Source organism: Stenotrophomonas sp. Steno-Z4 (assembly GCF_056393145.1).
On the sequence record NZ_JBWJPC010000001.1, the window covers coordinates 1,225,345 to 1,250,800 of the forward strand.

A 25,456-nucleotide genomic window follows, 5' to 3' on the forward strand; every position below is an offset into this window, starting at 1 on the left:
TAGTCGGCTGCCTTTGGCGACAGACAACCAACGCCGGGATCCCGCGCTTCGCGCGGCGGCCGACTAACAGTCGGCACTACCGGGCTGAGCGTTACCGGGCTGAGCGCTACCGGGCTGAGTGCATCCACCAGCAGTCGATGGCATCCAGCACGATGTGGATGATCAACCCGATTCCAAACAGCCGCGTCTTCTTCGGTACACACAGTCCCGCATACACCGCGATGGCCGGGGCGGTATGCAACGGATGAAAACCGATGCTGCAGCGGTTCGGCGCATAGATCGGATCTGCCAGCAGATGGTCCAAGTCGATGATCCAGCCCAGCAGCAGCAGCGCCCAGGCCGACAGGAACCGCTTGCGCCAGAACATCCACGCCAGCAGGGCCGGCACGGCCGCGTGCAGGAACAGATGGAAAAGAGCGCGGCTGCTCATCGAACAGCCGCGCCATGCGCCTTCACGCGGCGCGCGCCGATCAGAGCAGCGGCTCGTCGGACAGGTAGGTGTAGCCGGTCAGGCCCGCTTCCAGCGCCTCGGACAGCTCCTGCGCGCGTTCCGGCGACAATCTTGCCGCCGCCACCCGCTCGGCATAGCTGGCGCGGAGGTCGGCCAGGCTGTAGCCCACGTAGTCCAGCATCACATCGGTGGTGTCGCCGCGCCGCTGCTGGGTGATCGCGTACCCATCGGCGTCGGCCCGCACTTCCACCGCGTCGGTATCGCCGAACAGGTTGTGGATGTCGCCCAGGATTTCCTGGTAGGCACCGACCATGAAGAAGCCGATACGGTAGCTTTCGCCCGGCCGTACCGCATGCAGCGGCAGCGAGGTATCCAGGCTCTCGTTCTCGACATAGGTCTTGACCATGCCGTCCGAATCGCAGGTCATGTCGGCGATGATGCCGCGGCGCTGCGGCTGCTCGTCCAGGCGCTCGATCGGTACGATCGGGAACACCTGGTCGATCGCCCACGCATCGGGAATCGACTCGAACACGCTGAAGTTGACGAAGTACTTGTCCACCAGCCGCTCGTTCAACTCATCCAGTGCCGGGCGGTGGCTCTTCTCGTCATAGCTCAGGCGTGCACGCACGGCATGGGCGATGGCGTAGAACAGGTCATCGATGCGCGCCCGCTGCGGCAGGTCGATCTGGCCCAGCGCATAGCTGGACAGGCCTTCGGCATGGAAGTGCTGCGCTTCCTGGAACAGTTCCACCGCCGGGCGCTGGTCCAGGTCGTCATGGATTTCGCGCAGGTGGCGGATCGCGGCCGGCTCGTCGTCGTGCTGGTCGGGCACGCGGCCTTCCTGCGCTTCTTCGACTTCGGACACGTTGGCGATCAGCACCGCGTGGTGCGCGGTCATCGCGCGGCCGCACTCGGTGACGATCCGCGGCGGGGTCAGGCCGTGCTCTTCGCAGGCATTGGCCAGCGGCTGCACGATGTTGCCGGCATACGAATCCAGCCCGTAGTTGATCGAGCAGAAGCTGCGCGAACGGGTGCCTTCGTAATCCACGCCCAGCCCGCCGCCCACGTCCACGTGGGTGATCTTCGCGCCCAGGCGCGACAGCTCCACGAAGTAGCGGGTGGCTTCGCGCATGCCGTTGGCGATGTCGCGCACGTTGGAGATCTGCGAGCCCATGTGGAAGTGCAGCAGGCTCAGGCAGTCGGCGTACTCGGTGTCGCGCAGCGACTTCCACAGGTCCAGCAGCTGGCGCGGGGACAGGCCGAACTTGGCCTTGTCGCCGCCGCTGTTCTGCCACTTGCCCGCGCCCAGCGAGGCCAGGCGCATGCGCACGCCCAGGCCCGGCTTCACGTCCAGGGCCCTGGCTTCCTCCAGAACCAGCTTCAGCTCGGAGGGCTTTTCGATGACGATGAAGGTCTGCAGGCCCAGCTTGCGGCCGATCAGGGCCAGGCGGATGTACTCGCGGTCCTTGTAGCCGTTGCAGACGATCAGCCCGCCCGGACGCGACAGCGCCAGCACCGCCATCAGCTCCGGCTTGCTGCCTGCTTCCAGGCCAAAGCCTTCACCGTGGTGGCTGGCCAGGGTGCCGGCCACGCCACGGTGCTGGTTGACCTTGATCGGGTACACCGCCGTATAGCCGCCGGCGTAGTCCCAGTCGGCCTGGGCCTGCCCGAAGGCCGCCTGCAGCTTGCCCAGGCGCTGGCCCAGGATGTCCGGGAAGCGCACCAGCAGCGGCAGCTTCGCCCCGGCCGCGCGCGCGGCGTCCACCACCTTGGGCAGGGACACCACCGGGCCGTCCTGGCCAGTCGGTCTCACCACCATGTGTCCTGCCTGATCCACGTCGAAGTAGCCATCCGCCCAATGCGGAATCGAGTAGGTCTTGCGGGCTTGGTCGAGGGACCAATCGGTCATTGCAGTCGGCCTGGTTGGTAAAAAAGGGGGTGCATGATAACGCCTATATGGCGACAGCTCCGTTATCATGCGCGCCCGCGCCCGTGCCCAGGTTGAAACCTGAACGGGCCTGCCCGGCTCCATCCCCCTCCGAACAGGACCGTTATCCCATGACTGACAACAACAACTGGTACATCGAGCATTTCGAGCGCACCGGCTCGGCCATCGGCTACCGCCTGAAGGGCAAGCTGGATGAAGTGCAGTCGCCGTTCCAGAAGATCGAGATCTTCGCCACCACCGACTGGGGCAACCTGATGACCATCGATGGCGCCATCATGTTGACCAGCAAGGACAACTTCTTCTATCACGAGATGATCAGCCACCCGGTGCTGTTCACCCACGCCGCCCCCAAGCGCGTGGTGATCATCGGCGGCGGCGACTGCGGCACCCTTCGCGAGGTGCTCAAGCATCCGGGCGTGGAGAGCGTGACCCAGTGCGACATCGACGAGCAGGTCACCCGCATGGCCGAGAAGCACTTCCCGGAACTGTGCGATTCCAACGACGACCCGCGCGCCGAACTGATGTTCGACGACGGCGTGGCCTACATGGCCAACTGCCCGGCCGGCAGCGTGGACGTGGTGATCGTCGATTCGACCGATCCGGTCGGCCCGGGTGAGGGCCTGTTCAACAAGGCCTTCTACGAGAGCTGCTTCAAGGCGCTGAAGGAAGACGGCATCCTGGTGCAGCAGTCCGAATCGCCGCTGATGCAGCTGGACCTGATCAACGAAATGCGCACCGAGATGGGCAAGGCCGGCTTCCAGTCGTTCAAGACCCTGCCGTTCCCGCAGCCGTGCTACCCCACCGGCTGGTGGAGCGTGACCCTGGCGCGCAAGGGCCAGAGCAGCTTCGACTTCCGCCAGTCCGATTCGGCCTCGAAGAGCTTCGACACCCTGTACTACACCGCCGCGCAGCACACCGGCGTGCTGGTCACCCCGCCGTTCGTGCAGGCTGCACTGAAGGGCTGATCAGACCACAGGAAAAGAAAAACCCGCGCTGTCACCAGCGCGGGTTTTTCATCCCGGTAGGTATCGACCGTTGGTCGATACAGGCCTCAAAGGGCCCAGATTCCCGCGATCACCAGCAGCACCAACCCCCACTTGATCGCGTGGTAGGCGAACGCGCTCTTGGCGCGCAGCGCCTTGGCCTTCAGCCGCACCTTGTACAGGCCACCGAAGGCCTTGTTGACTCCGCCGGTCGGGTCGCCGGGGAAGTTCGGCGAGGCGCCGCCGGCCAGCAGCGTCGACGCCACCGCGCGGTTGAACAGGCCCGGCAGGCCGAAGCGCAGCGGACGGGCGATGTCGCAGAACAGGATCACCCGGTCCGCATCGGTCTCGTTGTGCGCATGGTGGATGTAGGTTTCGTCGAACATCATCCACTCGCCATCGCGCCAGCTTTTGCGGATGCCGTCCACCTCGATGTAGCAGCGGTCATCGTTCGGCGTGGCCAGGCCCAGGTGCAGGCGCAGCGAACCGGCGAACGGGTCGCGGTGCGGGCGCAGCTCGCTGCCCGGCGGCAACTGGGCGAACATCGCCGCGCGCACGTCCGGGATCGACTCCAGCAGCGCCGTGGTCTTCGGGCACAGCTGCTTCGCCGACGGGTGCGACGGGCCGTACCACTTCAGGTAGAAGCGCTTCCAGCCGCGGCGGAAGAACGAATTGAACCCCGCATCGTTGTAACTGCTCGACGCGGCGATCTTTTCCGCATCGCGCAGCGCCAGCGCCTCGTCGCGGATCATCTGCCAGTTGTCGCGCAGCGGCTGCAGCTGCGGGAACGACTGGCCCGGATCCAGGAACGGCGTGGTCGGCACCTTCGAGAAAAAGTACATGACCACGTTGATCGGGGCCATGAAGCTGGAATGGTCGAGCAGCTGGCGCGACCAGCGCGCGCGTACCTTGCCGCGGTAGTGCACGTACAGCACGCATGCCACGAACAGGGCCACCACAATAATCTTGATCATCAAGCATCCACCGGCCGCTGCCGGACGCCCATACGGGCCAAAAGAGGGGGAGAGCCGGGCGCGACGGAGACGTGCCGTCAGGTGCGGTGCTGCCGCGCAGGCCGTGTTCAACACCGCTATGGTCCGCACCCTTCCTGTCCCGGTCAAGCCGGTCGGACGGGACGTTCATGCCCACCTGTCGAAGCGCCTCAGGACGGCCGTGGGAACGAGGCATCGGCTCAGGCAGCGACCAACCAGATGCAAGTCATTGATTCTGAATGTTTATCCATGGAACCAGCCGCTGCGCGCCGCGTGAACGCGACAAACTGTTCCACCCCCGGTTATGACATTTTTCCGACAAAGGGTGGTTTGGTGTACTCGCGAGTACTAAAATTAACGAAATCATCACCCACCGCCATTCAGCAGCACCGGTACGCCTGACGCTTTGCGCCGACCGCCGGGTCGCCCCAGAACGTCATGAATACAATCGTTGCTTCGTGTGTCGACGACACCGCCCCCGCCGAGCTGCTCAAGCGCGGCGAACGCCTGCTTGAACCCGATGTCTACCGCACCTGCCTCAACGGGCAGCCGGCCGTGGTCAAGGACTACACCCGATACCGCGGCACCCCGCTGTCGCCCATTGCGCGCCTGCTGGTCCGTCGCGAAGCGCGCATCCTGCAGCGCCTGGCCGGCTGGAAACACGCCCCGGCCCTGCTCGGCACCATCGGTGGCCTCGCACTGGGCATGGAGTTCATTCCCGGGCAGACCCTGAGCGCGGCCCAGTCGGTGGGCATCGAAGTGTTCGAGCAGCTGCAGTTCGCGCTCGAGCGCCTGCACGCGGCCGGCATCACCCATAACGACCTGCACGGCACCAACGTGATGGTGAACGGCAACGTGCCGGTGCTGGTGGATTTCACCTCGGCCTGGCGCAGCCCGCGCTGGCTGCCGGTGCACCCGGTATCGCGGCAGCTGCGTCGCAGCGACCGCAAGAACCTGCTGAAGATGCGCCAGCGCCTGACCGGCACCCGCCCCAGCGCCGCCGAAGCGGCCCAGGTGGCCGACCCGCGCTGGGTGGCCAGCGTGCGGGTGGCCTGGAAGCGTTTCTACCGGTGGTTCAAGGGTTAAAGCGCGTCGGCGTCCAGTTCGCCGGTGCGGATCCGCACCACGCTGCCCAGGTCGTAGACGAACACCTTGCCGTCGCCGATCTTGCCGGTGCCGGCGGCCTTGACGATGGCTTCCACCACCTCGTCGACCTGGCCGTCGGTGACTGCCACCTCGATCTTCACCTTCGGCAGGAAATCCACCACGTACTCGGCGCCCCGGTACAGCTCGGTGTGCCCCTTCTGCCGCCCGAAACCCTTGACCTCGGTCACCGTGATCCCGGTGACACCCCGTTCGGCCAGCGCTTCGCGCACGTCATCCAGTTTGAACGGCTTGAGCACCGCCATGACCATCTTCATCTGTTGGCTCCTGTCTTCGCGGCAGAGGATAACGCCTGTCCCCCGGTGAACGCGATGCACCCGCTTCGCACCGCTCCCTGCGGTGCGGATTATCCTTACCCGTGAAGCCTGGCCCGCCTGATGGTGGTTGCGGCCTGCCACGCCGAGAATTTCCCCACACGCGGAGACCCCATGATTGACCTCAACCAACTCGATGATCTGGCGCGCCGCCTGAGCGACATGGTCCCACCGGGGCTGCGCCAGTCGCGCGAAGAACTGCAGGCCACCTTCAAGAGCGCGCTCCAGGCCGGCTTGGGCAAGCTGGACCTGGTGACCCGCGAAGAATTCGACGTACAGCGCGCCGTGCTGCTGCGCACCCGCGAGAAGCTGGAAGCGCTGGAGAAGACCGTGGCCGCGCTGGAAGCCGCTGCCCAACCGCCGGCCGAGCGCCCGGCCCCGTAAAAGGAAACCCGATGAGCCTGGCGCTGGTGCACAGCCGTGCCCGCGCCGGCGTCCACGCGCCCGCGGTCCGGATCGAAGTCCTCCTCTCCGGCGGTTTGCCGCATACCCAGATCGTCGGCCTGCCCGAAGCGGCGGTGCGCGAGTCGCGCGACCGGGTGCGCGCCGCGCTGGTCTGTGCCCAGTTCGAATACCCGCAGCGGCGCATCCTGATCAACCTGGCCCCGGCCGACCTGCCCAAGGAAGGCGGCCGCTTCGACCTCGCCATCGCGCTGGGCATTCTTGCGGCCAGCGACCAGATCGACCGACAGCTGCTGGCCAACTATGAATTCCTGGGCGAGCTCGCCCTGACCGGCGAGCTGCGTGGCGTGGACGGTGCATTGCCCGCGGCCATCGCGGCAGCGGAGCTGGGCCGGACGCTGATTGTCGCCAGCGCCAACGGCGCCGAGGCGGCGCTCGCCCAGCATGCGGATGTCCGCGTAGCCCGGACCTTGTTGGAGGTGTGCGCCTCGCTGGAAAGCCGCTCGCTGCCACGGGCCGTGCCGGCGCCGGTGGTGCCGCTGGCGGTGCCCGACCTGCGCGACGTGCGTGGCCAGCAGCAGGCGCGCCGCGCACTGGAAGTGGCCGCTGCTGGGGGGCACCACCTGTTGTTGCTCGGCACACCAGGCTGCGGAAAGACCCTGCTGGCCTCGCGCTTGCCGGGCATCCTGCCCGATGCCAGCGAAGCCGAAGCGCTGGAAACGGCCACCATCGCCTCGTGCAGTGGGGCTGGCATCGACACCGCCCGCTGGCGTCACCGCCCGTACCGCGCGCCCCACCACACCGCCAGCGCCGTGTCGCTGGTCGGCGGCGGCTCGTATCCCCGGCCCGGTGAGATCTCGCTGGCGCACAACGGCGTGCTGTTTCTGGATGAGCTTCCCGAGTGGAGCCGGCACACCCTCGAAGTACTACGGGAACCGCTGGAATCGGGAACGGTCATGGTGGCACGCGCCGCACGCACCCACGCCTTCCCCTCACGCTTCCAGCTGGTGGCGGCGATGAACCCCTGCCCGTGCGGCTGGGCCGGCGACCGCAGCGGTCGCTGCCGCTGCAGCGGCGATGCCATCCAGCGCTATCGCGGGCGCATTTCCGGTCCGCTGCTGGACCGCATCGACCTGCATGTGGTGGTGCCACGGCTGGAGCCGGGTGAGCTGCGCAGCGATGCACCGTGCGGCGAAGACAGCGCCACGGTACGCAGCCGCGTGGTCATGGCGCGCAACGTCCAGCTCGAGCGCAGCGGCAAGGCCAACGCACAACTCCTGCCTTCCGAGCTGGATGCGCACTGCCGCCTGGACGACAACGACCAGCACCTGCTGGAAGCCGCCGTGGAACAGTTGCAGCTCTCGGCCCGCTCGATGCACCGCATCCTGCGCGTGGCCCGCACGGTGGCGGACCTGGCCAGTTGCGACAAGATCACCACCGCCCATCTGGCCGAGGCCATCGGATACCGGCAGGTCGACCGGGGCGGAGCGGGCTGATTCACCATCGACCTCAATCCTTGATGACGAACCCTTCGTTGAGGCCCGGCACCTTTCGGAAGCGCCTGCGGAGCCGACGGTACAGTGCGGCCACGCACCACCTTGGCCGCCATGGCCGCTTCACGGCCTTCGCGGTGCGTGCCTGCGCGGTCACAGCCCGTCTTTCCCGTTCCACTCCCGGTCCCATGCCTGGAACATCAGGACCGGCCAGAGGTGGGTGTGGTACTTCCGGTTGCCGCCGAGGAACGATTTCCATAGTGCCGACACAACCCGCTCATCGAGGATGCCGCGGTTGCGCATGGCAACCGGGTCCAGCAGTTCCTCGGCCCAGTCCCGCAGTGGCCCGTTGAGCCACTGTGCCACCGGGGCACCAAAGCCCTTCTTCGGGCGCCGGGTGTGGTGCTCGGGAAGGAAGCGCTCAAGCGCGCGCTTCAGCACAGCCTTGGTCTCGCCACGGTGCAGCTTGTGCTCGAACGGAGTGCCCCATGCCGCGCACAGCACCTCATGGTCGAGGAAGGGGCTTCTCGCCTGTACACCGAATGCGCCGAACGCGCGGTCCGACTTGGTCATCAGCCCCTCGCTCAGCTCGTTGGTCTGATCCAGATAGAGCAGCAGCTCACCCGGGTGGCCGCTGGCGGGATGCAGGGTAGTGTCCAGGAACGGATGCGGCGGTTCAGTCGCCGCCTTCAGCGCACGCGACGGATCACGCCAGCGCGAGACACGCGCCAGATAGGTTTCGGCAAGCGATCCCGACGTGGCTTCCGCGACCAGCGCCGCAATGCCGCCCAGCCGTGCTCGTTCCGGCGCACGCGAGGCATAGGCCCTGCACGCGCTGCGTAGTGGCCGGGGCAGATGCCGGACCAGCCCATGGTTCCGCAGCGCCTTCACGTACGACCCGTGGCCAAAGAAGAGCTCATCGCCGCCATCGCCAGTGAGGATCGTGCTGCACGATGCGCCGGCCGCCTCCGCCGCAAGCAGTGTTGGAATGGCGGACGAGTCGGCATAGGGCTCGCAGAAGACGCGGGGCATCATCTCGACCAGGCGGATCGCATTCGCGTCGTGCATGAGCAGGCGTGTGTGTCGGGTGCCGAGCAACCTGGCCACGTCGGCGGCCCACTCCGATTCGTCATGGCCCGACACATCGAAGCCGACGGAAATCGTCTCCACGGCGTCTGCGCTGCGCCGCTGCAGCAACGCTGCAATCAGGCTCGAATCGACGCCGCCGGACAGCAAGGTTGCCGTAGCGCCGGCGCGTGACGCGCAGACGGCACGTTCCAGGCTGGCGACCACCCTGTCCACCGAACCGCTCAGCGTTGGCCGCCCGCGCGAGGCGATCTGCGCTTCTGCTTCCTGACGGAGGGCCCAGTAAGGTTCGAATGAGCCTGCCGCATCGCAGGCTGCATCGTGTTCGGGCACGTCGGGCAGGTGGAACACCCGCAAGGCGCCGGCGGGCAGTTTGTAGATGCCACGATAAGCCGTCAGCGGTGCCGGGATGTACCCATGGCGGAACAGCTGGGCGACCGCGCGCGGAGCAACCTCCAGGCACCCGTCGCTTTCCTGCCGGAGCGTCTTCAGCTCGGAGGAGAAGGCCAGCCCGAAGCGGCTGCGCATGAAGTAAAGATCGGATTGGCCCATGCGATCCCGGGCCAGGGTCAGCGTTCGCGCGCGCTCGTCCCAGATGGCTACGCTCACCGGCTGCTGCATGCGGCGCAGGGCTTCAACGACGCCCACCGACGCAAGCAGGTTGGCAATGGACCGCGACGCAGAGGTGGGACCTGCTGCCACGCCGGATCCGCCGGTGGCCACGAGGTATCGGCCATCCGGGCTGGAGGCCAGGCAGCGTGCTTCATCGAGCGCCGATACGGCGGCCAGTGCAAGGCCAGCGCCGGGTCGCTCCACCACCTCCGAATGCCGGCCACGGTGCGCCAGGGAATGGGCCAGGCGCCGTGCCGTGGTACTCAACGCGTTGCCGCACACCTCCCTGTGGGCTGTCCAACTTCCTGCAATTGCCGACACGTACTGCTCCACCCGATCAACGCTGCTACTGCCGCATCAGATCAGGGTGTAGGGCGCGTCCCGCCCGAGCCATGCAAGTACTTTCAAAGCAGCCTTTGGAATGGTGTTGGCGTTCAGGTGGTGGGGGGTTCTGCTCCGTTGCTGGTCATGCGTTACCGGGGGTTGCGCCGTTGTCGGCGGTTGTTTGGGAACCAACCCTACCGCCAGTGGCGCGCGGGGCGTGTGCCGTCGCGATGCCTTTGCGGCAGGGTTGGGTCCGGTCCTGCTTACTGGAAGTCCAGCGACAGCTCGACGAACATCGAACGGCCGAAGGCGTTGTAGACGCCCTGGTCGTAGTACGGCCAGTTGCCGTTGGTGCTGTCCACCGGCGGCCGCTCGTTGGTGAGGTTGTTGGCGGTCAGCAGCACGCTGGCCAGCTTGTTGATGCGGTAGTTGAGCGTGGCGTTCCAGGTCGTCCACGGGCCGATGTTGCGTTCCTCGCCGGTGGCATTCCAGGTCCGGGCGTTGCGTCGTTTGGGTGCTCGCCCAACCATCGTGCTTCCGGAGCGGGTATATCCGCCATCCATCGGCCTAGTAGACGACCACGTCGTCAAAGAACCGCCCGCGCCGAGACTCCGCCGGCTCCTCGTCATTGAAGCAGACAGCCACAATTGTGTCCGCGTCCTTCGAGAGCGCCCATTCCAGCTCGAACGGGGTCTCATAGACCGCGTCAGCGAGGGCCTTCACGCTGACGGTCGCGCTGACGTTAGGCGGATTAGTGATCTTCCACGTCAACAGCCCGTTGGCCTGAAGCGCAAAGCGACGGTCGTTCGCGATGGCTGAAACGCCACTGTCCGCGAGAGCCACAAGGTCGGATAGAGAGGCTTGCGAGATGATCGCTGATAGCCGAATTACGGAATCGGATGGAATAATTTTACGGCCTGCTGCGACAAACAGCAGCCCGATGAGCGCGGCTTTGTCTTCCGTGCCGGATCGGTCGATCACGTCGATGATCACTTCGCCCACTTTCTCCCTCTTCGCGTCCGTCCCGGCCAACTCATCAACCACTCGAGCTCGCTCGCTGGCCGTCAGGTCGGAAACCTCACGCAGAAACCGAAACAGCTTGCGTGCAAGCAACCGGTCACGAATCCCCGCACCAAGCTTAGCTAGGTTGAAAAGAGTGCCCACAATTGGAGCGTCCTGGAGCAATCCGTCTTCCATCGTCGCATCGATCATCAACTCGATCGCGTCCTTGCCGAGGTCCCCCAGACCATCGGATGCCAATACGGCCATCATTTCCTTGCCTACTTTCATCGCGTCCATTCACCCCGAATTGATAAGGACACACAATCTACTCGCGACAACTGCATCTAGGCAATACGGCTGCAGTTTGAGCACCTGACGCTCGAGCATGCTGATCGTGCCGCCGGAGAATGCGGCCGAGGCGGGGCAGGCCGGGCACGCCAACCCGCGCTTGGCGCGTACCTTGTTCGAGGTCTGCGTGGGGTTGGGGAGCGTGAGCCTCGGCTTGTCCTCCCCGTCGACGCGGCAGGTTCGCCGATAGCGGCCCTGAGCAATGCGCGCGGGCAGACGCACGCGCGGCGCGCATTGGAAGTGGCCACGGCCGTTGGTCACCAACTGCTGCAGATCGGCAAGCCGGGCCGCGGCAAGAACCTGTTGGCCTGGCGGCTGCCCGGGTTTCTCGACGCCACCGATGCCGACGCGCTGCAGACGGCCATCATGCAGGCCTGCAGCGGCCAAGGCATCGACGTCGCGCGTTCGCAGCGGCGACCTTACAGATCGCCGCATCACAACGCCTGCGCTACGTCGCTGGTCGGAGGCGGCTGCCACTATCCCCGCTTAACGCGGCTGACCTCAGAGAACGGCATCGGATAACTTCAGGTAGCGACAACCCACCAGCGACTTGATGAATTCCTTCTTGTTGAATTCCTATGCTCGCCGGCCTTGTTGGGGATTTTGACTACAGAAATGGAAGTTCCCAGAGTTCGTCCTTGGAGAACGCTACTTCTTTCCAGTGATCCCTAAGAATCCGACAGACAGATCATTGGTCAGTGAAAGAACAATTGGTGCATCCCTATCCAGCAGTAGCCGCAGGGGCTTGCGTCGTTGCCTGCGGCACTTGCCCAGTGTCAATCGGCACCCGATCTGCAGGAGCAATTTGCTTCCTCAGCACGCGAGGCACTGCTGAGACTCCGCTCCGCTGCAGGTAAGCCGCGTACTTTTGCTGCAACCTTGTGGAAAACGGGGGAAGCAACCGTCCCTTCCTGTGGGAGATCCACTCCTCTCGGGGCCTGATTTCAAGATCTTTAAACCCGAATCTATAAGACTTGCCATTCAACATCGCGTAGATGGTGAATTGGTCGTCTCGATCTCGGACTTCACCATACTTTTCGCCGATATCAATGTTTGATTGATCAACGAGTTCACCCTTCAACAGATACAAATCCGGATACTTCATGACGCCATCTCGTTTAATGGCGTCACGCTCAGGTCGAATGTTGACCCAGATCGTCTTAGTTGCCCTAGGTTGCCGGAATACGTCTCCTGGGGCGCTGCTGCTTGCGTGCAGCCGCTTATCGTCAAGAAAGCGCTCGCCACTTAATACGAGCTGTAGCGTCTCTTCGTACTTTTCAGGGTTCTGTTCGTGCTTCTCATCAATTTCGGGAACGAAATGACTCAGATCCAGCGATAACTGACCCATGCGTGACGCAACCAAACGAGTGATCAATCTCCCCAGGTCATCAGCTGGCGCAGGGCCATCTTTACTATAGCTTTCCCACAACATCACAGGCCAGTGAGGGCTGCGATCATGCAGATCCATGAAAAGCTCATTTAGTGCTCGGACGCTCTCCTGCTCCCATGTTTTCAGGGTAAATACAGAAGGAACCTCCGAAGCCCACTTGTTCAAGACAGCATAAATCTGATCTCCAACCTCTCCCTTATCTTTCAGCAAGATCCGACCGGAGTTCAAATGATCTGCCATATCACCATGGACCTCCAGAACGGCTCGAACGTCTCCAATGTCCTCGTTCGTGAAATCACTATATGGTCGCAGCACAATCATAAAAGGGGTTGCTACGCGACCGTGAAGAACCCCTCCCTTTGTTGGTTTCTTTTAGGGTGCTCTGAACACTTCCACCGAGATTGCGCGGTAGCGCCGGCCGCTGGCCGGTAAGCTCATAGGCAATGGCGCGGGTTGCCCGGCACCCGCTAGCCTGCACGCATCACTGGGTGCTACATGCCTTGTTTGACGTTGAAACTTGCGGAAAAGTTCTGGGCTGCGCTCAAGTCGCCTCCTGCGCGTGGCCCGCACGGTGGCGGATCTGGCCAGTTGCGACAAGATCACCACCGCCCATCTGGCCGAGGCCATCGGGTACCGTCAGGTCGACCGGGGCGGAGCGGGCTGATTCGCCATCAGCAGCGTTGCTGGTCATGCGTTACCGGGGGTTGCGCCGTTGTCGGCGGTTGTTTGGGAACCAACCCTACCGCCAGTGGCGCGCGGCGCGTGTGCCGTCGCGATACCTTGGCGGCAGGGTTGGATCCGGTCCTGCTTACTGGAAGTCCAGCGACAGCTCGACGAACATCGAACGGCCGAAGGCGTTGTAGACGCCCTGGTCGTAATACGGCCAGTTGCCGTTGGTGCTGTCCACCGGCGGCCGCTCGTTGGTGAGGTTGTTGGCGGTCAGCAGCACGCTGGCCAGCTTGTTGATGCGGTAGTTGAGCGTGGCGTTCCAGGTCGTCCACGGGCCGATGTTGCGTTCCTCGCCGGTGGCATTCCAGGTCCGGGCATTGCGCACGCCGTACACGTTGGTGCTGAAGGCACCGATGTTCCAGTTCACGCCCAGCGTTGCGCGGTACTGCAGCTCATTGGAATAGCCACAGCAGAGCATGTCGTAGACCGGGTCGCCTTCCTGCTGCTGCAACTCGTGCTTCAGCGGCCGGTAGTAGCCTGCGGTCACCCCGAAATCACCTGCCCGCCCGGCGCTCCAGCGGTAGTCGCCCGATGCCTGGATGCCGGTCTGGCGCTGCTTGGCCAGGTTGATCGGATAGGAGAAGACCTTGGATACGCCGTTGGGATTGAGCGGGTCGGTGGCCGGCAAACGCTGCACCTGGGCCAGGACCTGGCGACAGGTTGGCGAGTTGATGTCGAATGCCACATCGCCATTCTCGGACGTACCCAGGCGGCAGTTGGCCTCGGTGGCGAGGATGCTGTCGGTGCCCAGGATGGACACTTCGTTCTCGATCTTCACCGAGTTGTAGTCCAGCGACAGGTTCAGGGCATTGTCCAGCGCCGACCAGACCACGCCATAGGTGAAGGTTTCCGCCGTGATGTCCTTGAGGTCGCGGTTGCCGGTGCTGGAGGACAGCACCGACAGCGATGCCTGCGGGCACTCGTCGAAGTTTTCGGAGGTGTAGCCTGCGCTGCGGCACAGGAAGGTGTCCACGTTGGTCGTGTAGCCGCTGCTCTCGCGCGAATACAGGTAGAACATGTCCGGCGAGCGGAAGGCGGTGGCATAGCTGCCGCGCAGCAGCAGGGAATCGATCGGGCGATATTCCAGGCCAAGTTTCCAGGTCGCCTTGCCGTTGCCACCGCCGCCCTGCAGGGAGTACTTGTCGTAGCGTCCCGACAGGTTGGCGCTGAACGTGTCGAAGATCGGCACCTGAAGTTCGGCGCCCACCGCATACAGGTCACGCTGGCCTTCGGCCGAGGTCCCTGCGGTCTGGCCACGGAACAGCACCGCGGCATTGGGGTCAGCCGACTGGTTGAAGAACTTCTCGCGGGTGCCCTGCAGGATCATCGCAAAGCCAACATCGCCGGCCGGCAGGCCGAACAACGACGTATTGGTCACCAGCGCGGTCACCCCGGTACGCGACGCCGAAGACGCGGCGCGGTTGGTGCCGCTGAACTGGTCGTACTGCGCGCGGGTGAGCGGCTGGTACAGCACGTCCAGGTTCGGCGCATAGGCTTCATAGCCGTTGACCGTGCCCAGCTGCGGGCCAAGGTAGTAATCGTCAATACCGCCCCTGGCCAGGAAATCGGTGGACTTGCGGGTGACGTCGGTGCTGGAGCGGTTCACGTAAACGTCGTAATCGAAGCCGGTGTCGCCCAGCCCGCCGCGTGCGCCGGCGGTGATGTTCCACGAGCGGGTATAGACGCGCTGGTCCTTCGCGTCCATGCCGACTTCTTCGGGCGCGTAGATGCGCTGCCACTGCTCATAGTTGCCGGTGGTCTGGTTGTAGAAGGTCTTGTTCCAGAACGGGCTTCCCCCGGAATAGGTGGGCCGGCCGAAGCTGAAGAGGATGTCCGAGTACAGCTCGGTGGTTTCGCTGAGGTGGTAGCGCAGGAAGGTGGTGGCGTTGACGTCCTCGCTCTTGTTGTAGAGCGTTGCGGTGCCGACGTTGTCGGGGCTGCCGCAGTAGTAGCCGGTGCCGGCCGCGTTACGATGCGCGTAGGTGGTGCTGCCACCGAACAGGTAGGACAGCGGAGCGCAGGTGGCCTGGCCGGGGTCGATGTAGCCGTTGGGGGACATCTGCATGCGCAGGAAGGTGCGCGAGGGGTCCTGCGGCCCGGTCGGGCTGTCGTTGACGCTGTCGATGTAGCTGCGGTCGGAGGCGAAGATGGGCTTCTGCTTGGTGTATTCCAGCCCGTAGCTGAGGTCCAGGTTGCCGAAGGAATGGCCGCTGCTGAAGATGAAGCGCTGGCTGGATCCGCCGCCATCGCTGTAGCCGCCAGCGCGGTAGCGGAAGTGGGTGCCCTCCACCTTGTCCTTCAGCACGATGTTGATCACGCCCGCCACGGCCGACGAGCCGTACACCGACGACTGCCCACCGGTGAGCACGTCGATGCGTTCCACCATGCCCAGCGGAATGTTGGCGATGTCCACGATGCTGGTGTTGCCGTTGTAGGCAAGCGGATAGCTGTTGAGCGGCCGCCCGTTGAGCAGGGTGAGCGTGTAGCTCGGGTCCAGCCCGAACAGGCTGACGGTCTTTGCGCCCGGGGTATAGAAGCCGGTGCCCTGCGAGTCCTGCACCGAGCCGTTGGCCATCGGCAGCGAGCGCAGCGCATCGAACACCGTGGTGAAGCCCTGTGCTTCGATTTCCTCGGCCGTGATGGTGGTCACCGGCGAAGGCCCTTCGATCTGCGCGCGGGGAATCAGCGAGCCGGTCACGTTCACCGTATCCAGCTGACGGGTGGCCGGCGTGGCGCCTTCTTCGTCGGAGGGGGACGCCTGTGCCTGTGCGGCCAGGGGGTGGAGCAGTACGGATGACACCAGCAACGACAGCAACGTGCGCTTCATCTTGCAGATCTCCAGTACAAGGTCTCCCGCACCGCATCGGCGCAGGAGAGTTGGGGGGTGCAGGGGCTTCCGTGGGGCGTGGGGTGCAGCTTTTCTAGATCGATCTAAATGAATTGTCAACAATTTGAAATGAAACCATTTCCAAGCGCTTAGATCGAACGAAATGGCACTTGCGGGCGGCCGTCGCCGTGTTGCAGGATCAGCGCGGTTGCCCATCACGTCCTGGAGTGCCGCGTATGCGTCTGCGCCGTTGCCTGATCGTCCCTGTCTTTGCTGCAACCCTCGCGTTTCCCGCCGCACACGCCGCGGAAATCCAACAGACGCGCGATGGCGTCACCCTGACCTACCAGGACCAGAGCGGATCAACGGTTGCTGCCGTGCGCGACCGCATCATCGCCACCTTCTTCGCCACGTATCCGCGCGAACGCCGCGATTACCATCCCGCTGCGCCGTCCAGCGTGCGCATCGTCATGGACCCGTCGTACGACGGGGTTGCGTATGTAGGTGAGAAGGAGAAGTCGGCCACCATCACCATCAACCCGCGCTGGTTGGAGAAACATCCCAACGACACCGACCTGGTCACCCATGAGGCCATGCACATCGTGCAGGGCTACCCGGGCTATGCCAGCGAACAGGCGCCTTCCTGGTTGGTCGAAGGCATCGCCGACTATGCCCGCGACCATTACGGCGTGGACAACGCCGCCGGCGGCTGGGCGCTGCCTTCGCAGGTCAAGCCGGAGCACAAGGTGGACACCGGCTACCGCGTTACCGGTGCGTTCCTGAAGTGGAGCGAAGCCGGGCATCCGGGGTTGGTGAAGGCGCTGGATGCGGCGCTGCGCAAGGGCACCTATACGCCGGCGTTGTGGAAGGCGCACACCGGCGAAGACCTGGCCGCGCTGTGGGAGGCTTATGTTGCGCAGCAGGGTAATGGTGCGCGCGGCGCTTGATCCCGTAGCACGAAACGCGCGATGGCCAAGGCCACGCCGTCTTTGGAATCCGGCTCCGGGGCTGGCCTTGCGCGGTCAGCTCAGTGATGCCTCACAGCATTGGTGGGAGTATGGCTTGCCATGTCAAGGACCAGCGCCCACCGCCATTGCGACTACTTTCTCTTCTCGAATATCGAAGCAGATGCTGGTGCCATCGAGGTAGCCGCAGATGCGCTCGACGTCAAACCGGCCGAGTCTCTCCTTGGATCTGTGTGTCTGGCCGTAGCGACGAGTAGCGCTCTCTGCGGACGATGCCGGATCGCCTATTCCAACCCCTTTCAGCTTCAGTCCCTTCAAGCTCTCGGTAGTGCTGTGTGCCTGCTTCCCTGTAAGGGCCGGTGATACCCGAATCTCATCAATAGTTCGGTATTTCGGCCCAATGTCAGGATTGGATACGATCACTATCTCCCACTCGGTGGATGGATCCCAGTATCTACGGCGCAGCAAGCCCGAATTGTCCGTGGTCATGTCTCCTTCGCCGTAACGGCGAAGAATGTCAGATTCAAGATAGACATGGGGGGTGTACTCGCCATCACGGAACACCTTTGACACGAGGTCAACCTTGGCGTCCTTGGCCTCTACCTGTGCCGTTGCGGAAAGTAATGCGATCGCCACGATGACTGATCTCAATGTTCCTACATGCACAATTGATCCTCAGAATGAAGGGAATGATGTCGGCGGCCGTTAGGGCGCCCTGCGTACTTCGACCAATTCACCCAGAGCACGAGCCGACGGCAAGCTCGTGCCGACTTCGATCTTCATCGATTCGCGGTTTGATTCATCATTGACATTGAAGGACCGCCACTGTTCTAGTCACCCAGCACGAAACGCTCGATGGCCAAGGCCACACCGTCTTCGGAATTGGTGGTGGTCTGATGCAGCGCGGTCGACTTGACGATGTCCACCGCGTTGCCCATCGCCACGCTGGTGCCGGCGTACTGAAGCATGGTCAGGTCGTTTTCCTGGTCGCCGATGGCCATCACCTGCATGCGGTCGATGCCCAGGTGCTCGGCCAGCTTCTGCAGGCTTGGGCCCTTGCCAGCGCGGTGGTCGAACACTTCGAGGAAGAACGCCGCGCTCTTGAGCACGGCGAAGCGTTCGGTCAGCGCCGATGGCAGGCGCGGGATGACAGCGTCCAGGATCTGCGGTTCGTCGACCATCATCAGTTTGATGAAGGACATCGCCGGGTCCATTTCTTCCACGCTGCGATAGGACAACGGCACGCGTGACAGGTGCGAATCGGCCACGGTGTAGATGCTGATGTCGCGGTTGGGCGTGTACAGCCGTTCGCCATCCAGTGCCTGGAAGTGCACACCCAGCTCGCGCGCCACCTGCTCGCAGAACAGGAAATCATCGAAGCTGAGCGGGTATTCCACCACCACCTCGCCAGTGGCAACGCGGGTGACCAGCCCGCCATTGCAGGCGATGCAGTAGTCGTCCGCGCCATTGATGTCCAGTTCCTCCAGGAACGGGGCAAGGCCGGACACCGGGCGCCCGCTGGTCAACACGATCCGCACGCCCTGCGCCCGTGCGCGGGCAATGGCCTGCTTCACGCGCGGGGTGAGCTTGTGCGCCGGGTCCAGCAGAGTGCCATCCATATCGATGGCCACCAGTTCAATGGCCGGCTGGCGGCGTCCCATCTCCATCTCGATCAACCTCGTTCACTGCCAGAAACGCTGCGATGCAGCCGCAGGGTAGTTTAAGCCAGGGGCGCCCCGGCAAAGAAAAGGCCAGCCGGGTTGCCCCGGCTGGCCTCCATACCACACACGCTGTTGCGCAGATCGACGGTGGGCTCAGCGGCCCATCGCCACCTTCTGCTGCTCTTCCTGCACCTGTTGCTGCTGGCTGGCGTTGTTGCTTTGCAGCTGGGCGTTGGTGTGCTCCAGCGACGGCGCCTCGCTCAGGTCCACCGCGGTGCGGTAGCCCGGGGTGGTGCCCATCACGAACGCCTTGCCATCCTGCACGGTCACGCTCTGCAGCTTCTCCGGCGAATCAATGCCGGCCTGCTTGGCCTGCAGGGTGACGTTGGCCGCCGCTTCGTTGGAGATGGCGGCAGGCAGCTGGCCACGGATCGCGTTGTGCAGCGGCGTGTCCGCGTGGCCCTTCTCGCCCAGCTGCGGACCAGTGGCGGTGCGGATTTCGGCGCCCTGCGCCTGGCTGGCGGCCAGCTTGCCGAAGGTCTCGCGGCCCACGATGCCGTCGTCCTTCAGGCCCTGCTGCTTCTGGAAGGCCTGCACCGCTTCGCGGGTGTTGTCGCCGAACTTGCCGTCTTCGGAAAGGCGGTTGCCGTTGGCATCGCGCACGCCCAGGCGGTTCAGCTCTTCCTGCAGCTTCGTCACCTCGTCGCTGCGGTCACCCTTGCGCAGGGTGCCGGCCGGCGCGTGGTCATGGTCGTGCGCATGCCCGTGCTTGCCCGCTTCCTGCTGGATGCCCTTGTTCCAGTAGCTCTCCGGGTTGATCAGCTTCCCGGCCGGATCCTTCATCTGGTAGTGCACGTGCTGGGCGTACTGGTTGGCGCCCTGCGGGCCGCGGCCGCCCATGGTGCCGATCGGATCGCCCGGCTCCACGTGCTGCCCGACCTTCACCTTGGTGTCCTGCATGTGCAGGATCTGGTGCGAGTTGCCCTGCGCGTCCTGGATCATCACCGTGCCGTACTTGCCGCCCACCGAGGTCACGGTGCCGGCGATCGGCGCGTGGATGGTCGGGTGCTGCAGGTTGCGGCCGGTCTGGCCACCAACGTAGTTGAAGTCGCTGCCGCCATGGCTCTTCTCGCCACGGTGCTCACCGAAGTGGCCGGTGATGTGCGGCTTGACGCCGTTCTGCGGCGGCAGCATCACCTGCATGGTGTGCTCGTAGGAGCGCGCCTGGGTGGCGGCGGCGCCAACAGCGGCAGCGCCGGCCACGGCAGCGGCGGCGCCCGCAACGGCATGCTGCTGGGCCGGTGCCTGCGCCTGGGTCTGGCTCAGGCGCTGGTTGACGAACTGTTCGTACTCATCCAGGTGCGGCGCGACCTTGCGCTGCGACAGGCCGAGACCGCCGTAGTCCTTGGTCGGGCCATCGTGGTGGTACTTGTAGATGTAGTCTTCGCCCTGGCCACGGTCGCGTGCCAGGTTGCGGTTGTCGACGAAGTGCGCCACCAGCGCGTCGGACTGTGCGTCGACGTCGAAGCGGTTGGCGTTGTTCAGGCCGTAGTGCTTGCCGGTGCGATCGATGAACTGGCCCAGGCCGGAGGCCGAGGTGGTGCCGGCGGCGGCATCCGGGTTGAAGCCGGATTCGACGCGGGCGATCGCCAGCACATACGCGGTTTCGCGCGGGGTCAGGCCGGCTTCGCGCGAGGACTCGATCAGCGAGTCGATCACACGCGACTGTACTTCGGGGGAAGCATCGCCCCAGCGGCGCGATTGGCCGTGCAGCGCGCGGCTTTCGTCGATCGGTTCGCGGTAGTGGCTCCACGATTCAATCTGGTTGCTGCGGTATGCCGCGCCAGGCGGCTGCACCATGTTGGTGTAGATGTCATCAGGCATGTCTGTGCTATCCATTCTATGAGAAAGGGGCTTTCCTTAAAGGGGTGTATCGACCAACGGTCGATACCTACCGGACATCGTGTCCGGGCAATGCGCATCGACGTCTTGTCGATGTACTGCTCAGTCTTCGATGTAGTCCACCTCCGGGTGAGTGATGCCGAGCTTGGCGATCAGCTGCGAATACTCGTCGTTGTTGGGCGACTGCGCATCGGCTTCGCCGCGCAGGGGCGGGGTGTTGTGGGTCAGCTGCCTGCCATCGGCGTCGTACAGCGTGAACCATTCGCAGAACGCGCAGCCGAACGGCAGTTCGCCGTACTGCACCACGAAATACGAAGCGCCCTGCTTGTCTTCAGCGCAGGCCAGGCCAACAGCGGTGTAATCACCCAGCTCTGCCGGGGTCTCGATGGTACGGCGCTGGCCGTCCTTCTCGATCTCCAGGCGGGTGCGGGTGGTGTCGCCGTCCTTGGTCGGCAACGCGGTCAGGTGCAGCGTGGCACCTGGGCATTCCTTGTGCATGCCTTTCTCTTCCTGCGGTGTGGGTGAAGGGGTAGTCGCCGCTGCGACCGCAGGCGCGGCGGCGGTTTCCGGAGTGGCGGCGGTGCCGCCCTCCCCGGTGGGTGCATTGCACGCGGCCATCAACAGCACCAGTGCGGCAGTCGGAACGAAACGCAGTGTGGACATCACCCGCTCCCTGGATCAGATCGACTCATCGGCCATGCGCACCAGCTGCCAGCACGGGCGCTGGGCGAAGTAGTACGACTGCTGGTTGCTGGTATCGGGCGTGCGGATCAGCACCTTCATGCTGCCATCGGCCTCTTTGGTCACCTGCATCTCGCGGCCCACGGCCTTCAGGCCCGAGGGGTTGGGCATGACCGGCCAGGTGACCTCGCTGAGCGGGACCTTCTCGGTGATCAGGGTGGGCTCGCCCTGCCCTTCGGTGTCGTAGCGTTCGCTCAACAGCGGGTCGGCTACCGACTTCTCCTGCAGGGCGATCTTCCTGCCGAACTCCGGCAGGAACGCATCGAAGTCGGCCAGTTCGCAGGTGGCGGAGGCATCGGCGGCAGTGGCCGCTGCGGTGGGCTCGGCAGTGGCGGGTGCGGCGGCCGGGGCGGCAGCAGGTGCGGCGGCAACGGGTGCGGCGGCATCCGCCGGAGCGGTCGGGGCGGCGTCGGGCTTGCACGCGGCCAGCAGGATGCTCAGCGACAGGGCGAGCAGCGTCATGGGACGATGATGGGACAACGGATCCTCCTGATTCGTGTCGTGGCGCGCATCACACTACGCCGGGGGGCGTAGGATAGCTGCGCGCCAATGCCATGGCGTTCACATCCCGCCCACGGACCCGGGCGGTGACGACATGCGTGATGAAACGCACGTAGTTAACGTGAAAATCATCACATTGTAAGGGCCAAGGATCCATTCTCCCAGCCGGCGATGTCAGCCTTTTGACATCACCTCCTCCTCTCGGTGCCTGGTTCCATGCGCATCCATACGCTCCAGCTTCCCGTTTCCGACGTTGCACAGGTGGGCGCCTACTTCGCAGAAGTGCTGCAGCTACCGGTGCAGGACGACGTAGTGCGGATCGGCTGGACCGGGGTGCAACTGCGCCCGGCAGGCAGCGACCCGATCGGCGGCGTGCACCTGGCCTTCAACGTGCCGGCCGATCGTTTCGAGGCCGCCACCGCCTGGCTGCTGGCGCGCACGCCGCTGCAGCGCAATGCGAAGGGCGAGGCACACTTCACCTTCGGCGGTCGCTGGGAGTCGGAGTCCATCTACTTCGATGGCCCCGATGGGCTGATCCTGGAACTGATCGGGCGGCGCCGGCTGCCTGCGTCCGGGCGGGTCGGGGCGTTCCACGGCAGCGAGCTGACCTGCGTGAGCGAGGTCGGGCTGCCCACGGCCGACGTGGCCGCGCTGTGTGCCCGCGCCGAAGCGGCATTCGGGCTGGACTACCTCAGCCCACCCGTGCCGCACTTCGCTGCGCTGGGCGATGACGAGGGCCTGCTGATCGTGGTGGATGCCACCCGCCGCTGGTTTCCGGAGGAGAAGGTGCTGCCCAACGCACGGGGCATCGTGGTGACGCTGGGCGATGTGCCGGCGGGCGCGCTGGACGACCCCGCGCAGGGCTGGCACCTGCGCGCGCACGCGCCAGCCTGATCGCCCCATTCACCTGCGCCCAGTACATTTGCTGCCTTCCAGCAGGTAGAAGCGCGGTTGTCGGGGCATTCCGCTGCCAACACAGTGGGAGGGTGCTCAAGCCAGGGTACCGCCGTGGAAAAGGTCACGTCCCCCTCCTGCCCCGACCCAACCCAGGCGGACCCTGCGCTTGCGCCTTTACTGGAAGTGGATGCGCGGCTGGCCAAGCTCGGCAACAGGATCCGCGTGCTGTCCGGGCTGGCGTGGCCGATCGAGATGGAAACCCGCTTCCTCGCCTCTTGGCGCGCCGGAGCGCCGGAGATGCCGGCCCCGCCGACCCAGCCGGTTGACCACACCGACACCATTGCGGCGCTGGACGACATCCTGCAGCACCTGGACCGGGGCCATCCCGTGGGCGACTGGCTGTACCGCACCGCGTGGAGCTACCGCGTGGCCGCCAGCATGCTGGCCAACATCGGCAACCCGCGCTTCACCGCGTGCTCCACGCTGCTGTACGGCCAGCCCAGCACCCGGTACCGCTCGCAGACCACCACCACCGCGCAGTCGGCCGCGCAGATGCTGGCCATCACCGACCAGCTGATCGGTTCGCAGTACGTGCCGCGCATCCAGTACGACATCCCAGCGCCGGACTTCTCCGTGCTGCTGCGCCAGCGCATCGAGCCGTTCTTCACCGACGACGAAGTGAAAGTGGTGCTGGATACCGAGCTGGCCTCCAAGGCCGCCGCCGGCAGCAAGGTGATCCGCCTGCGCGCCGATGCGTTGTTCTCGCAGCTGGATCTGGACCAGCTGGTCGAGCATGAGGCCTTCATCCACTCGGCCACCCTGCTCAACGGCAAGCACCAGCCGTGGCTGCGCTGCCTGGGCGCCGGTGCGCCCCGCACCACGCGCACGCAGGAGGGGCTGGCCACGTTCTCGGAGATCATCACCGGGGCGATGGACATCAACCGCCTGCGCCGGCTGGCATTGCGGGTGGTGCGGTTGCAGGAAGCCCTGGAGGGCGCGGACTTCATCGAGGTGTTCCGCGCGTTCCTCGCTGCCGGGCAATCAGAGGTGGACAGCTACCGCAGTGCGGCCCGCATCTTCCGGGGCGGTGATGTACGCGGGCGGGTGTGCTTCACCAAGGATGGCGCCTACCTGGAAGGGCTGCTGCTGGTGACCGCCTTCATCAAGCGCGCCCTGCATGAGAACCGGGGCGATACGCTGCGGCTGCTGTTCTGTGGGCGGGTTGATCTGGGTGACCTGGTCACCCTGGCCCCTTACCGGGACAGCGGGCTGATTGCAGCGCCACGTTATGTACCCCCGTGGGCACAGCATCCCGAGCGGGTGCTGGCGACGCTGGCGTTCTCCACGGCCGCGCAGGCGATGCGGCTGGATACGTTCGACCTGCAGCGGTTCTCCGCGGCGGAGGATGAACTGATGGCCGGCGCTGCACTCGCTGACGCGCAATAGAAAGGCCCCGCCGAAGCGGGGCTCTCATGGTTCGGCAGTACAGCCAGCCGTCACTCTTCCTCGTCCTTCCAGCCCTGCTGCTGATTCTGGTTGCGCTGCTGCTGCTCCTGCTGCTGTTGCTGCTGCTGGTCGCGTCCGCGCTCCTGCTGCTCACCACGTTGGTTCTGGGAACTCTGATTGCGCTGCTGGGCCATGACGGGTCTCCGGATGCCGCGAGCGGTATGCCGCGGTCGAGTTAATCGTGTGCAGGGGCTCGTTAAAACCATGTGGCAATTTGCAGACAGAATTGTCAATCCGTGGACGTCGACTGCGGCAATCCGCTTGTATTTCAACACTTTCTGCCGCCGCCACATTGCTTATGCGAAGACGGAATCCTGATATTCCGGACGTGGAGAAAAGCGTAGTCAGCACGATGAATGTGGGCCGTTGCGACGACCCCAGACGCGATGATTTGCGCAACCTGTTTTTCGCGATTGATCCGGCCTACCCATATGCGTGGAATCAAACGCTGTGCCTCTCGAAGTTTGCGGTGCAGGTATCACTTTCCGGGGGTCCCGCTGCACCATTCCGCATGGTGCAAAACGCACATTTGACGTGCGAATTCCTGCCGCGCATGGTTCGCCCCATGAACAATCATCGTCGCAGTGCGAAGCTCTCGGACATCGCCAGCATCCGCCAGGGACATCCGTTCCGGGGTGCAATCACCGCCTTCCCCGATGGGCCGGTCCGCGTGATCCAGTTGAAGAACCTCAGCGCATCGGGCGTGCACGATCCGTGCGATCTGCTGCGTACGCGGCTGCACCCGCGCAAGGCGCCGGACTGGGTCCAGGAGGGCGACGTCCTGCTCGCCGCACGCGGCGCCCATCCACTCGCGGTACTGCTGTGCAACCCACCCGCCGACACGGTCTGCAGCCCCCACCTGTATGTCATCCGGGTGAGCGACCACGAACGGATCATGCCCGCCTTCCTCGCGTGGCAGCTCAACCAGGAAGGCGCACAGGAGTACCTGCGCCGGCAATCTGCGGGATCACGTCAGCAGAGCCTCCGCAAGGCAGCCATCGAGGGGTTGCGCGTGCAGCTGCCGCCCCTGCTCCTCCAGCAACGCATCGTTTCCATCGCGCGGGCAGCGCAGCTCGAGAAGCTTCACTGCGAGCAGATGATCGCCGCAAGGCACCAGGAGGTCGCCCGCTATGCGGCGCACATCCTGGACGAGCGGCCACGATGACCGCGTGCGTCAGGGCTTCCCCTGATTATCTGAATTTTGGATATCCGAACCGT

General features: G+C 64.6%; 24 protein-coding genes and 1 pseudogene. 10 read left to right on the top strand and 15 right to left on the bottom strand.

Going from position 1 to position 25,456, the window contains the following annotated elements; genetic code table 11:
- Nucleotides 1-106: 106 nt before the first annotated feature.
- Together AC06E7_RS05430 and speA are read right to left on the bottom strand one after the other, a co-directional pair.
- Entirely contained in the window at nucleotides 107-430 is a 324-nt protein-coding gene (locus tag AC06E7_RS05430) for a DUF6122 family protein (protein WP_093532734.1), read from the bottom strand.
- Between the two features lie 40 nt (nucleotides 431-470).
- Nucleotides 471-2,360 (bottom strand): arginine decarboxylase, encoded by a 1,890-nt coding sequence (gene speA, locus AC06E7_RS05435; protein ID WP_478063377.1) that lies wholly within the window; start codon nucleotides 2,358-2,360, stop codon nucleotides 471-473.
- Nucleotides 2,361-2,509: 149 nt separating this feature from the next.
- Here speA and speE point away from each other — a divergent pair, with 149 nt between their 5' ends.
- A complete protein-coding gene (gene speE, locus AC06E7_RS05440; protein WP_478063379.1) occupies nucleotides 2,510-3,364 on the top strand; it encodes a polyamine aminopropyltransferase in 855 nt (284 codons plus the stop codon).
- A gap of 86 nt (nucleotides 3,365-3,450) precedes the next feature.
- Here the strand turns inward: speE and AC06E7_RS05445 are convergent, their stop codons facing one another.
- Nucleotides 3,451-4,356 carry an aspartyl/asparaginyl beta-hydroxylase domain-containing protein gene (locus tag AC06E7_RS05445; RefSeq protein WP_176472607.1) on the bottom strand — a complete coding sequence of 302 codons (906 nt, stop codon included), beginning with the start codon at nucleotides 4,354-4,356 and terminating at the stop codon, nucleotides 3,451-3,453.
- Nucleotides 4,357-4,812: 456 nt separating this feature from the next.
- On the opposite strand from AC06E7_RS05445, the gene AC06E7_RS05450 reads away from it, so the two are divergent.
- The gene (locus tag AC06E7_RS05450) at nucleotides 4,813-5,460 is read left to right on the top strand and encodes an RIO1 family regulatory kinase/ATPase domain-containing protein (protein WP_184125935.1); all 648 of its coding nucleotides are present in this window, start codon (nucleotides 4,813-4,815) and stop codon (nucleotides 5,458-5,460) included.
- On the opposite strand, the gene AC06E7_RS05455 is transcribed toward AC06E7_RS05450, so the two are convergent.
- The gene (locus AC06E7_RS05455; RefSeq protein ID WP_068854331.1) at nucleotides 5,457-5,795 is read right to left on the bottom strand and encodes a P-II family nitrogen regulator; all 339 of its coding nucleotides are present in this window, start codon (nucleotides 5,793-5,795) and stop codon (nucleotides 5,457-5,459) included. The genes AC06E7_RS05450 and AC06E7_RS05455 overlap by 4 nt on opposite strands.
- 171 nt (nucleotides 5,796-5,966) lie before the next feature.
- On the opposite strand from AC06E7_RS05455, the gene ubiK reads away from it, so the two are divergent.
- Both ubiK and AC06E7_RS05465 read left to right on the top strand, forming a co-directional pair.
- The gene (ubiK, locus tag AC06E7_RS05460) at nucleotides 5,967-6,236 is read left to right on the top strand and encodes a ubiquinone biosynthesis accessory factor UbiK (protein WP_068854332.1); all 270 of its coding nucleotides are present in this window, start codon (nucleotides 5,967-5,969) and stop codon (nucleotides 6,234-6,236) included.
- Between the two features lie 11 nt (nucleotides 6,237-6,247).
- A complete protein-coding gene (locus AC06E7_RS05465; protein WP_093532730.1) occupies nucleotides 6,248-7,750 on the top strand; it encodes a YifB family Mg chelatase-like AAA ATPase in 1,503 nt (500 codons plus the stop codon).
- A gap of 150 nt (nucleotides 7,751-7,900) precedes the next feature.
- On the opposite strand, the gene AC06E7_RS05470 is transcribed toward AC06E7_RS05465, so the two are convergent.
- The 3 genes from AC06E7_RS05470 to AC06E7_RS05480 all read right to left on the bottom strand — a co-directional run bounded on the left by AC06E7_RS05470 (nucleotide 7,901) and on the right by AC06E7_RS05480 (nucleotide 11,059).
- Nucleotides 7,901-9,766, bottom strand: a complete 1,866-nt coding sequence (locus tag AC06E7_RS05470) for an asparagine synthetase B family protein (RefSeq protein WP_478063383.1) — start codon at nucleotides 9,764-9,766, stop codon at nucleotides 7,901-7,903.
- A 266-nt stretch (nucleotides 9,767-10,032) separates the two neighbouring features.
- Nucleotides 10,033-10,299: a hypothetical protein gene (locus tag AC06E7_RS05475; protein ID WP_478063385.1), complete on the bottom strand. Its 267-nt coding sequence runs from the start codon at nucleotides 10,297-10,299 to the stop codon at nucleotides 10,033-10,035.
- A 37-nt stretch (nucleotides 10,300-10,336) separates the two neighbouring features.
- Nucleotides 10,337-11,059: a hypothetical protein gene (locus tag AC06E7_RS05480; RefSeq protein WP_478063387.1), complete on the bottom strand. Its 723-nt coding sequence runs from the start codon at nucleotides 11,057-11,059 to the stop codon at nucleotides 10,337-10,339.
- A 255-nt stretch (nucleotides 11,060-11,314) separates the two neighbouring features.
- Between AC06E7_RS05480 and AC06E7_RS05485 the strand changes: the two genes are divergently transcribed.
- Nucleotides 11,315-11,641 carry an ATP-binding protein gene (locus tag AC06E7_RS05485; RefSeq protein WP_478063626.1) on the top strand — a complete coding sequence of 109 codons (327 nt, stop codon included), beginning with the start codon at nucleotides 11,315-11,317 and terminating at the stop codon, nucleotides 11,639-11,641.
- 199 nt (nucleotides 11,642-11,840) lie between these two features.
- On the opposite strand, the gene AC06E7_RS05490 is transcribed toward AC06E7_RS05485, so the two are convergent.
- A complete protein-coding gene (locus tag AC06E7_RS05490; protein WP_478063389.1) occupies nucleotides 11,841-12,830 on the bottom strand; it encodes a hypothetical protein in 990 nt (329 codons plus the stop codon).
- 226 nt (nucleotides 12,831-13,056) lie between these two features.
- Between AC06E7_RS05490 and AC06E7_RS05495 the strand changes: the two are divergent.
- Nucleotides 13,057-13,173, top strand: a pseudogene (locus AC06E7_RS05495) (magnesium chelatase subunit ChlI family protein); the annotation flags it as partial.
- Between the two features lie 144 nt (nucleotides 13,174-13,317).
- Here AC06E7_RS05495 and AC06E7_RS05500 read toward each other — a convergent pair.
- Complete coding sequence (locus tag AC06E7_RS05500; RefSeq protein ID WP_176472609.1) at nucleotides 13,318-16,065, bottom strand: TonB-dependent receptor plug domain-containing protein; 2,748 nt, start codon at nucleotides 16,063-16,065, stop codon at nucleotides 13,318-13,320.
- A 236-nt stretch (nucleotides 16,066-16,301) separates the two neighbouring features.
- On the opposite strand from AC06E7_RS05500, the gene AC06E7_RS05505 reads away from it, so the two are divergent.
- Nucleotides 16,302-17,012 (top strand): basic secretory protein-like protein, encoded by a 711-nt coding sequence (locus tag AC06E7_RS05505; RefSeq protein WP_184125939.1) that lies wholly within the window; start codon nucleotides 16,302-16,304, stop codon nucleotides 17,010-17,012.
- 123 nt (nucleotides 17,013-17,135) lie between these two features.
- Here AC06E7_RS05505 and AC06E7_RS05510 read toward each other — a convergent pair whose 3' ends face one another.
- The 5 genes from AC06E7_RS05510 to AC06E7_RS05530 all read right to left on the bottom strand — a co-directional run bounded on the left by AC06E7_RS05510 (nucleotide 17,136) and on the right by AC06E7_RS05530 (nucleotide 21,796).
- Nucleotides 17,136-17,666 carry a hypothetical protein gene (locus AC06E7_RS05510; RefSeq protein ID WP_478063392.1) on the bottom strand — a complete coding sequence of 177 codons (531 nt, stop codon included), beginning with the start codon at nucleotides 17,664-17,666 and terminating at the stop codon, nucleotides 17,136-17,138.
- 194 nt (nucleotides 17,667-17,860) lie between these two features.
- Nucleotides 17,861-18,697, bottom strand: coding sequence for a sugar-phosphatase (yidA, locus tag AC06E7_RS05515; protein WP_478063393.1), 837 nt, complete (start codon nucleotides 18,695-18,697; stop codon nucleotides 17,861-17,863).
- A gap of 147 nt (nucleotides 18,698-18,844) precedes the next feature.
- Entirely contained in the window at nucleotides 18,845-20,575 is a 1,731-nt protein-coding gene (locus AC06E7_RS05520; RefSeq protein WP_478063394.1) for a peptidoglycan-binding protein, read from the bottom strand.
- A 120-nt stretch (nucleotides 20,576-20,695) separates the two neighbouring features.
- Nucleotides 20,696-21,256: a hypothetical protein gene (locus tag AC06E7_RS05525; RefSeq protein ID WP_249833271.1), complete on the bottom strand. Its 561-nt coding sequence runs from the start codon at nucleotides 21,254-21,256 to the stop codon at nucleotides 20,696-20,698.
- Between the two features lie 15 nt (nucleotides 21,257-21,271).
- The gene (locus tag AC06E7_RS05530) at nucleotides 21,272-21,796 is read right to left on the bottom strand and encodes a hypothetical protein (RefSeq protein WP_320457791.1); all 525 of its coding nucleotides are present in this window, start codon (nucleotides 21,794-21,796) and stop codon (nucleotides 21,272-21,274) included.
- A 255-nt stretch (nucleotides 21,797-22,051) separates the two neighbouring features.
- Between AC06E7_RS05530 and AC06E7_RS05535 the strand changes: the two genes are divergently transcribed.
- Complete coding sequence (locus AC06E7_RS05535) at nucleotides 22,052-22,729, top strand: VOC family protein (RefSeq protein ID WP_478063397.1); 678 nt, start codon at nucleotides 22,052-22,054, stop codon at nucleotides 22,727-22,729.
- A gap of 114 nt (nucleotides 22,730-22,843) precedes the next feature.
- Nucleotides 22,844-24,178: a flavohemoglobin expression-modulating QEGLA motif protein gene (locus AC06E7_RS05540; protein ID WP_478063399.1), complete on the top strand. Its 1,335-nt coding sequence runs from the start codon at nucleotides 22,844-22,846 to the stop codon at nucleotides 24,176-24,178.
- Between the two features lie 50 nt (nucleotides 24,179-24,228).
- Here the strand turns inward: AC06E7_RS05540 and AC06E7_RS05545 are convergent, their stop codons facing one another.
- Entirely contained in the window at nucleotides 24,229-24,372 is a 144-nt protein-coding gene (locus tag AC06E7_RS05545) for a hypothetical protein (RefSeq protein ID WP_167693310.1), read from the bottom strand.
- 218 nt (nucleotides 24,373-24,590) lie between these two features.
- On the opposite strand from AC06E7_RS05545, the gene AC06E7_RS05550 reads away from it, so the two are divergent.
- Complete coding sequence (locus AC06E7_RS05550; RefSeq protein ID WP_478063402.1) at nucleotides 24,591-25,403, top strand: restriction endonuclease subunit S; 813 nt, start codon at nucleotides 24,591-24,593, stop codon at nucleotides 25,401-25,403.
- Nucleotides 25,404-25,456: the final 53 nt, after the last annotated feature.